Source organism: Holospora elegans E1 (assembly GCF_000648275.1).
Lineage (GTDB): Bacteria > Pseudomonadota > Alphaproteobacteria > Holosporales > Holosporaceae > Holospora > Holospora undulata_A.
The window spans coordinates 1-9,224 of sequence record NZ_BAUP01000145.1 but is presented as its reverse complement, the minus strand read 5'-3'; the positions used below and the strand labels follow the sequence as shown (position 1 = coordinate 9,224).

Annotated in this window: 9 protein-coding genes; 6 read left to right on the top strand and 3 right to left on the bottom strand. The window is 32.6% G+C overall.

Features of this window, described 5'->3' with window-relative positions; all coding sequences use genetic code 11:
* The first annotated feature begins 544 nt into the window (after positions 1 to 544).
* A complete protein-coding gene (ssb, locus tag HE1_RS05835) occupies positions 545 to 973 on the top strand; it encodes a single-stranded DNA-binding protein (protein ID WP_006299658.1) in 429 nt (142 codons plus the stop codon).
* Between the two features lie 135 nt (positions 974 to 1,108).
* A complete protein-coding gene (locus HE1_RS05830; RefSeq protein WP_052567433.1) occupies positions 1,109 to 2,944 on the top strand; it encodes an ABC transporter ATP-binding protein in 1,836 nt (611 codons plus the stop codon).
* A gap of 302 nt (positions 2,945 to 3,246) precedes the next feature.
* On the opposite strand, the gene HE1_RS09190 is transcribed toward HE1_RS05830, so the two are convergent.
* From HE1_RS09190 to HE1_RS05820, 3 genes are all read right to left on the bottom strand, one after another.
* Positions 3,247 to 3,408, bottom strand: coding sequence for a hypothetical protein (locus HE1_RS09190; RefSeq protein ID WP_162531306.1), 162 nt, complete (start codon positions 3,406 to 3,408; stop codon positions 3,247 to 3,249).
* A gap of 313 nt (positions 3,409 to 3,721) precedes the next feature.
* Positions 3,722 to 3,925, bottom strand: coding sequence for a helix-turn-helix domain-containing protein (locus HE1_RS05825; protein WP_024161324.1), 204 nt, complete (start codon positions 3,923 to 3,925; stop codon positions 3,722 to 3,724).
* Positions 3,926 to 4,568: 643 nt separating this feature from the next.
* Positions 4,569 to 4,880, bottom strand: a complete 312-nt coding sequence (locus tag HE1_RS05820) for a hypothetical protein (RefSeq protein WP_035545677.1) — start codon at positions 4,878 to 4,880, stop codon at positions 4,569 to 4,571.
* 339 nt (positions 4,881 to 5,219) lie between these two features.
* Between HE1_RS05820 and HE1_RS09185 the strand changes: the two genes are divergently transcribed.
* The 4 genes from HE1_RS09185 to HE1_RS05805 all read left to right on the top strand — a co-directional run bounded on the left by HE1_RS09185 (position 5,220) and on the right by HE1_RS05805 (position 8,980).
* On the top strand, positions 5,220 to 5,402 hold the full coding sequence (locus HE1_RS09185; protein WP_162531305.1) for a hypothetical protein: 183 nt from the start codon (positions 5,220 to 5,222) through the stop codon (positions 5,400 to 5,402).
* A gap of 37 nt (positions 5,403 to 5,439) precedes the next feature.
* Positions 5,440 to 5,562: a transposase gene (locus HE1_RS10515; RefSeq protein WP_006292568.1), complete on the top strand. Its 123-nt coding sequence runs from the start codon at positions 5,440 to 5,442 to the stop codon at positions 5,560 to 5,562.
* A gap of 248 nt (positions 5,563 to 5,810) precedes the next feature.
* Entirely contained in the window at positions 5,811 to 6,992 is a 1,182-nt protein-coding gene (locus HE1_RS05810; protein WP_162480454.1) for a hypothetical protein, read from the top strand.
* A gap of 92 nt (positions 6,993 to 7,084) precedes the next feature.
* On the top strand, positions 7,085 to 8,980 hold the full coding sequence (locus tag HE1_RS05805) for a hypothetical protein (protein WP_035545671.1): 1,896 nt from the start codon (positions 7,085 to 7,087) through the stop codon (positions 8,978 to 8,980).
* Positions 8,981 to 9,224: the final 244 nt, after the last annotated feature.

Below are 9,224 nucleotides of genomic sequence, written 5' to 3'. Positions count from 1 at the left end.
AAAAGTTTTGCAAGAGTATGCTGCATTTTTTTGACCAAACCTGAGACAACATCGCCATAGATCTTGTCGAGCGCGTCAATGACTACTTTTAACGCATTGGTCCAACACTTTCAGTTTGATTTGGTATAAGCTTGGGCCGAGAAACTTAGGAAAAGCTAATAGACTTCTTCGTAAACAATTTTTATTTCTTCAGATATCGATTTTGTTTTATCACTTGTTTTTTCATTTTTCTACCTGTATTTTTTCATTTCGTACTTCGATCTGTCTTTTAAATAAAATAATAAAAAAACTAAATAAAGATACAAAATATAATTTTACTACAATAGGCTTTCGCAAATTTTTGAAAGCCTAAACTTAGTTCTATAAAAAATTTGATTAAAAACAAATAATTTTTAGCGAAATATCAAAAAACGGTCAAAGAGATTTTCCTTCTTTAGTATTTTTAAAAATTTTTCCTCCATAAGACTTTACGAGTTGTAGTTTACTTTTATTGTAAAATCATATACGATCTTCCAAGCTATAAAGTAAGAGAAAGGATAAATAGATGAGTGTAAATAAAATTATATTGATAGGAAATTTAGGACAAGACCCCGAAATTCGTTTGATGCCTGATGGAAGCAAAGTAGCTAATTTTTCTGTTGCTACTTCAGAGCGTTGGAAAGACAAGAACGGAGAAGTAAAAAGTGTTACCGAGTGGCACAGAGTTGTTGTTTTTAATCCTAAGCTGGCTTCTATTATTGAGCGTTATTTTAAAAAAGGAAAAAAAGTTTTTGTTGAAGGGGGAATACGTACCAGAAAGTGGATTGATAAAGAGGGACGAGAACAAAAAACTGTCGAAGTAGTGGTCCGCTATCAAGGTACAGTTACGATGCTGGACAACAAAAACGAAGAAGATCGCGATTTGGCAGGCCCTTTTGGATCAATGGAAGAACATGATTGTCTTTCTGTAGAAGAGGATGAGGTTCCATTTTAACAAGTATTTTTAGAAAGGTAGGGATAGTTCGTATATATTCTTGCTTTTCTTTATTTGTTTTTTTAGTGACGAAGATATTTTTGAAATAAACTTTTAGTCGTCCTTTGTCATTTGCTGAAAAATTCTTTATACTGTTTGCGTTATATTGTATATGGGGTCTTGCAAAAGTTGAATAATTTTTGGAGCAGACTGAAGAATTTAGGTTCAGGGTACGATACCTTGTGGCGTCTTATAAAAACATATCTTATTCCACAAAAGCGCTATTGGGTTTTAGGAATAGGAAGTATGATCTTGACTGCAGGTTCTACTGCGATACTTGCCCAATACTTAAAACCTATTTTCGATGATATCTTTGTAGGGCATCGTCAAGATTTGTTAATTTGGATCGGTATTGGAGTATTTAGTATTTTTTTTGTTAAGGGAGCGGCCGAATATATAGGAGAACGCTGTATGGCAGCTATGGGATACATACTTTCTACCCAGTTACAAAACGACGTTTTTGCTCACATGATACATTTTGATTTAGATTTTTTCAGAAATTACCATGAAGCACGGTGTGCCAATGTTTTTTCTCAAGATATTGGTATCGTAAGAGAAACTCTTCTTCAAAGCCTAAGCACTCTTAGTCGAGATGTGTTTATGGTTTTAAGCTTAGTTATAGTCTTATTACGAGAAGATGTTTTATTATTTTTAAGCGCTCTTTTTATTGTTCCTATTATGGCAGGGTTACTGCGCATTTGTGGACAGCGTGCAAAACATATATTTCTTCAGATTCAAAACAAGAGTGCTGTGTTGCAGCAATTTTTTCAACAAATTTTTCACCAAATTATCATGGTAAAAGCTTATGGAACAGAAGAGTACGAAAAAAAATGTTTAAAAGAGTTTACAGAAAATATTTTAAAAGAATATAAAAAAGCTGCAAAAATCCAAGCAATCATTCATCCTTTTATGGAAATTTTGGGGGGAGCAATAATCGCAAGCATAGTCATTTACGGTGGATATCGGGTTATCCAGGGAATTCAAACTCCTGGATCATTTTTGACGTTTATCACAGCACTGTTTTTTTTGTATCGTCCTATCAAAAATATTCTTCAAGTACATACACGTCTTCAAGCGTGTATCGTAAGTGGAGAACGTATTTTGAATCTTTTAGATCGCCCTATTTCACTAAAAAAAGAGTCTGTTCTTATAGGAAATTCGGAAATTTTTTCAAAAGATATCGTATTTGAAGGGGTAACTTTTGGGTATACTCCTGAACAACGTATACTGCGCGATGTGTATTGTTCGTTCAAAGCAAATAAACAGTATGCCATTGTCGGACCTAGCGGATCTGGAAAAACAACTATGTTTTATCTTTTATTGCAGCTGTATTTTCCCCATAAAGGGCGCATTCTTTTTTCTGGAAAAGACGCTTTAATGTACTCTCCCCGATGGATTAGAGATAACATAGGGTTTGTAAGCCAAGATATTACTCTATTTGACACAACGATTCAAGATAATATTGCCTATGGAAGTTCTGACGCGTCTATAGAATCTATTCGTTATGCAGCAGAGCTAGCACAAGTTTCTTCTTTTGCGGAACTTCTTCCTCAAGGGTACAACACTCCAGTTGGACCTCACGGGCTAAGATTATCTGGAGGACAGCGCCAACGTCTTGCACTTGCCAGAGCTATTTTGAAAAAAAGTCCTATTTTGTTATTAGACGAAGCAACCTCTGCACTAGATGTAGGTATTGAGGAAAGTATTCGCCAAGGACTGCAGAACCTGAATTATCCTTGTACACAAATATATATTGCTCACCGATTAAGTAGCATTCAAAATGTAGACAAAATTTTAGTTATGAAACAAGGCTGTATTCAAGAAGAAGGAACTCATCTTGAATTATTGAGTAAAAAAGGAGACTATGCATTGCTATGGGAAAAATCAAAAATAAACGATAATGAAAATCAAATGCACGGGGTATATTTATAGCGTAGTCAAGGCTTTTTTAATTAGCCTTTTGTAGCTTATACCAGATCCCCTTACTAAATGGACAGATAGGTTGCATTATAAATTGACCGCACTGCAACATCAAGTAGCGCCTGCATGAATTGACACAAGTACTTTCAAGATTTTTTATTGTCTCGTACACCTGAGTATTCAGGAAGTTTTGATTGATATGTAGTATAGAGCTAAAGATTTGCAAAGATAGAGGATGGGGCGAAAAAGGTAAAAAACTGATAGGTAAAAAAAGTCGTAAACATTAGAGACTTTTAACCAAAGATTAGAGGCCTTCAACCAAAGGTAGCATGATTAATTTTCAAAGTTTTATTAACGTGAAGTACCGTAAAAATATGCAGTGTTACCGCCAGCATTTCAAGTGATCGCGTGTTTGCAAGGGGGGGGACGAAATCTTGCAAACCAATGGCATGGTCTAGCGTTATTATTTTGTTCAATGGAAAAGGTTTTATCTTTTCCCTGAAATAGGCGATTGCTTGGAATAATTTTATTAAAACCTTCCCAATGATCTGCGCAATAAAATAAAATTTTTTATTTTTTTAATCGTTCAAAAATTCGTTTGAATGTTTGACTATAGTGATCACCAAGTCCTAATCGATAAGCCCTGCACGATCCTAGAATTTAGAAATCCAAGCTTTAAAAATCCAAAATTTTTTGCTTCTTTTTTTAAATAATTCCAAAATTCATCGACTTCCTTGACACTACCGTTGTCTTCTGGGGATGGCTCAATTTTGGCGCATAGCCTTGATCCTAAGGTGCCACCTCCTTCAAAACAGCGCTCGCGCTGACACCAAAACGCCGAGCAATTCGGTTCATTGAAAAGTCACTTGCGTATAAAACAAGGGCGTTCAGCTTGTCTTTTTCAGGCACACCTCGTGAAATTTTTTCCACATTTTTTACATTTGTACCGCTTTCCCCCTCGAATAAAACCGCTTTTAAAGCAATCTTAAACATTCACAAAATTTACATACAATCTTTTTTAGAGACTTTTAAAAGACTTGCTTTTACCAATTCTAACAAAAAAGATCTTTAGTTAAAAATTCAAATATTACGCGCGAATAAATATTATAGCGGGATTAGTGAATAATAAATTAATACTCCCCCTCACTTTTTTTCAGGTAGTTTAAAAGATCGCTGAAATCAAAGAATAAGAGTTTATCTTTGATCCACCTGAGTCCCCTTGTGTTCTTGTGTAAGGGCCGTTATAGAAGCGTCTAAAATAGCAATAGCGACAATGGTCATAAGTTTGGAAAATTTTCCAAACTCTTTCATATGGGTATGTCCCCTCTTTGTTTGTTTAGTACCCGGTCTTTATCTTAAGCAAATGACAAGGTACGCATCTTTAATCTTTTTACCTACGATACCCCCCCTAGGATCATCCAGCATGTTACAGATGGAGGCTTTCGTCCGTATTTAGGTGAGTAAAAAAATCCTTCAAAGGCTTTTGAGAAGTGCCAAAGTTGGCCAATGGATTATCTTTTTATACGGATAAAAAAGGGATCGTGTAGTCACACAAATAAGTCACACAAATAAGTCACACAAATAAGTGATCCAATCTTTGCCCACAAATTCGCGATCAGCTGAAAAGGAGAGAATTTTATCGACCCCAAAGATTTCCTAAAATTGGTTTACTCCAAAACAAAGGAAATGTAATCTTTCCAACTTTAACAGCTGGTACGAGGCAATTGATATTCTGCGTTTCAAACTTCCAATTGGTGCCATCGAGCATTAAATGCATTTTAGGAACTGGCTCCCAAATGCTTGATATCAAGGCTTTTGAGAAGAGTCCAGAATCAATTCCTTGTCCTTTAAAAAAACGCCTGACGCGTTCAAGCTTGGATTTTATTGAAGGTGGAGAGTGCATCTTGTGGATCAGCGCAGGATGCTGAACATTTTGCTGATCGATCATACTAAGTACGAAGGTTCATTTGCATTAAACATTTTTGTTTATTTTTAATAAAATAGCCTCTCTTTCGGATCTTTTAAAGCCCCTTCAAAAAAGTGAGGGGGAGTATGAAGATTTCAAACCCAACACTCAGTAGATGAAAAAAAGATAATAAAGCCTAAGCTAAGAAAAAATAAACCTGCAATTAAAATAGATAGCGATACCTGATTCTTATAGCTAAGAAAGAGTAAAAAGGCTTGAAGTGTGCGCATCTAGGATAAAACATGCTAAGAAACGTATAGGAGCTACATATAAAAAAACTCTAAATCTCCCAAAAGCGGATCCAGAAAAAAGATCTACATTTTGCCAAACAATTATGATATGCCCAGAACCCACAGTTATTCTGATAAGGAAAGACGGTACCATGGAAGTCATGATTGGGGGGACAAAAGGAAGAACAAATGTGATAAAGCCTTAATAGGTTCTGCTTTAGGTGCAGTAGGTTTGTTAACAGCCAATACTGAAGTTTTTACATCTTGGGTATAGCAGATTTTATTACCTAATCTACTTACAAAAAGTGTGAATGGACGATGCTTCTTTTCACAAAGGTATAGAAAAGCAGATAAATTATTGGAGAGCTCTGGCCATACATTACTGTACCTTGCCTTCTTATTCACCTGATTTGAATCCTATTGAGAAAAAGTAGGCTCAAGCTAAGCATATACGACGCACTAAAAATTGTTCGATTGATCAAATCTTCAATACGTATCTGTGACTCTTTTATATGATCTTAGCTATCACATTATTAAAAGTTTTGTTAATACTTGTTGGAATAAAGTTTGTGTGGATATGTTTTTAATTAAAAACTATTGAACTTTTGTTAAATTTTTGTTAATATTAAAAAAGAAGAAAAAAATTTTTTACGCGAATGAAAAAAAGATTTTTCTGATTTGTATGACAAGTGTTTTTGGAAACTTTTTTATCCAGGGTATTGCTCAAAATGTTTACGCTGTTCCTTCACTTAATGGTGAGCTAAACAGATTTTATGCCTCTCTAACGGGTGCATTAACTTCTGGATCATCTCGTGTTAGCATTTCAGATGATCTTAAAAATTATTTTAATAATCCAGAAATCTTAGCCGACTACACTTCCCAGGCTTTAGCGCTGAAACAAACTTTAGAGACCGTTAGTTCAGAAAAATTGTTCGAAACTTTATTTTGTTTAGATGAAGGGACGTTAGCGTGCACTCTGAAAGTATTAGATCATGCCAAGGCGGAAATTTTAAATGACTCTTTAAAAGCTATTTCTCCAGAAAAGCTATTAAAAATATTGTTCGATTTGGAAGATAACAACGCTTTAGGGCGAGCTTTAAAAATTTTAAATCAAGCTAAACCGGGCGCTCTTAATAAATTATTTTCCGATGTATCGAAAAATTTTCATTTTGGTGGAAAAAAAGATTTCTCAGATCAAGACATTACTTGCCTAAGTAAAGCCTTGGTGGTGATGAATCGTGCGTCTAATTTGAACTTTGATATCGATGCAAATAAAGTGCGTGAAGTTTTGAACGATTTTGGAAAAAATGAGGATTCGTTAGAAACATTATTTTTTAAAATATTCAGAAATTTAACGTGGAATAAAGAAGCTTCGTATTGTTTTCATGTTGTATCCGTAGTAGAGCGTATCACTTCATTTGAAGATCAGTTAGGTTCAAAAAATAGAAATGAGCTTTCAAAAGCTTGCGTTGCGACTTTAAAAGACAAATTTTTGTTTTCTTTTTCAGAGTCTTTTAGAAAATTTTTAATTTCTAATCAAGAAAGTTTAGTTTGGATTTTCAATAATTCGATTTTAAATAGTTTTTTGGATAATGCATTTATTGTTCGAATCGTTAAGCAATTAAGTCCTTCAAGTCTTGCCCGAATTTTAGATTTTTCATTAAAAGACGATCAAGAAAGTTTTGCTCATCCAGAAATTTTTACTCATAGTTTTGATCGATTGATAAGCATCAGAGAAAGGAGGAGAAGTTTAAACGATTTCTTAGATAAATTTTTATCTAAAATTAATGAAGAGCTAGATCAATCGTTGCAAGGTGTCCAAAAAAAATTTATTCATCCAGAATTTTTTGCTTCACATTTTTGATTACTTAACAAAAAATGAACAAAATCGAGAAAATTTAAATAATTTTTTAGATAAAATTTTTATCTAAAATTAATGAAGAGCTAGATCATCCATTGCAAGGCGTTCAAAAGAACTTTGTTCATCCAGAAATTTTTTATCACATTTTTGATAGCTTTAAAAACATCGAAGGAAGGAGAGAAAGTTTAAACGATTTCTTAGATAAATTTTTATCTAAAATTGATGATGAACTTCATCACCCCTTGCAAGATGTCCAAAAGAATTTTATTCATCCAGAAATTTTTGCTCACATTTTTGATAGCTTGATAGAGTTGCAAGATAGTAAAAGAGAAGAAAGGGCGTGCAAGCTTTTGGATAAATTGTTCAGCAGAAAAGATTGTTGTGACATCCTCAAAGCTTTTCTCTATAAAAAAGGAGTTTTTGCTAAAATTTTGATGTGTTCGTCTGAATTATCAGATGCGCAAAGATTTTTTGATCATGCTTTAATGATTCTTACCAAAAATCCAGAAAATTTATTTAAAGAACTAGACTATATTCTTCAACGTCTAGATTTTGGTCTTCCAATTGGAAGATTTCATAGTTTTTTTGATGCGCTGATTACATCTGATCTTGAAGTTTTTTCTCACGTTTTTTCTATTCTTGAAAAAAATATTGATTGGAATAATCAAGATAAATTTTTATCTAAATTAATATCAATGAAAAGTGACAGATTCATCAATTATTTATTGACGTCATTATCAAAAAAGTATGAAAATGAATACGATTTTATTTTAGCTATTTTAACTGAAGACACTCAAAAAATTTCTGAAAATCTCCTTATTCAGAAAATTCTTAATAATTATCCAAAAACAATTGATGAAATTTTAAGTAAGGTTTTAAAAAATTTAGAAAAAGATCAATATAAGGCTTTACAAAATTTTGTAGCGTGTCGAGTACAGGGTGCGGATTTATTTTGTGAGAAAAATAAAATAAATATTAAATTGTCGAATGATAAAATAATCGTTTTAGATTTTGATGTTGATATGGATAATTTATTTAGAAATACTAATTTTCCTGAAAATATCCGTTTTAGCGCGTTTTGTAACTTTATTAAAGATACAATAAAAGGTTTGTCTCAACACGCAAAAATAGAAATTGTGCAACAAGCTTTACGTAAAGATTTATCAAATCAGGCTGAAATTGAAAGTAACTACATAGATATAGCTGCTTTTTATCTGAATCTAACAAATACTTCTTTTAAAGATCTTGATGAGGTATCAAAGCATATAATTAATCTAAATTTTCAAAAAACACGTCCAGAAAAAAAAATATTACTTTTAAATGCTAAAGAATATGACAAGGATCTTTATGATTCGTACAAAGAAATAATTCAAGAGATGTATCCTTTTGAGGATTTAAAGAGAGATAAAAATTCTAAAGAGAAAAAAGATGCATTAGTATTTTTTGATGAAAATTTTCAAGAAGAAGACAAGGTTGAATGTTTTGCGCGCTACCTTGATATTTTTTTTCCCGAAGACAAATCTCAATATCTGGAAGACTTAATAGACTTTAAGTTAGGAAATTTTAAAAAAGCAATTCATAGGGTGGGTAAACGTAGACTTAGAGCTTTAGAAAAAGAAAAAGAAAAACTAAATGAATTATTTACGAGTCAAAAAATAAATGCTCAAAAAATAGATTTTGCAGAAACAGTTAAGAATTTTATCGATGAAAAATTTTCTTCTGATTATTCAGCCTCATCAATTTCCTTATCCATTGATGAGATTATCAGTGAATCGTTGAGAAAAAATTATGGTATAAATAAGAAAAATTCAGCAATTGACTACCAGAAATTAAAGCAAGCGGTGCTGGCATTTAGTTTGTTCTATAACAGTTTTAGAGATCCAAGCTCTCGAAAAGAAGAGATTCAAGGGTTTTCGCAGAAGTTTGGATCCATTCTTTTTTTATTGGAAAAGCGAAAAAATTTGAGAATACGACGAATAATGAATTTTTAAAATACTTAGATCAGCACAATCACATAAAAAAATCTGAATATAGTGCGAGCCCTTGTAGTCAAGGAGAAAAATTCTTCATTGATGGACTAGGAAGGACAAATTATGAAGCTTTGTTAGGAGAATTTAATGAAGCAGTGAAAAACAAAAATTGAAAAATTGTTGATAACACAAGAAAATAAAAATTTATTTATACTGAAATAGCAGAATTTTTTATGCATTATTCTTCAAGAGAAAGATAAAAAAA

Bases quoted from the DNA above. Each gene is read 5' to 3' on its own strand.
- HE1_RS05820 (WP_035545677.1), bottom strand. From the start codon at position 4,880: ATGATCGATCAGCAAAATGTTCAGCATCCTGCGCTGATCCACAAGATG.
- HE1_RS10515 (WP_006292568.1), top strand. From the start codon at position 5,440: ATGGACGATGCTTCTTTTCACAAAGGTATAGAAAAGCAGATAAATTAT.
- HE1_RS05810 (WP_162480454.1), top strand. From the start codon at position 5,811: ATGACAAGTGTTTTTGGAAACTTTTTTATCCAGGGTATTGCTCAAAAT.
- ssb (WP_006299658.1), top strand. From the start codon at position 545: ATGAGTGTAAATAAAATTATATTGATAGGAAATTTAGGACAAGACCCC.
- HE1_RS05825 (WP_024161324.1), bottom strand. From the start codon at position 3,925: ATGTTTAAGATTGCTTTAAAAGCGGTTTTATTCGAGGGGGAAAGCGGT.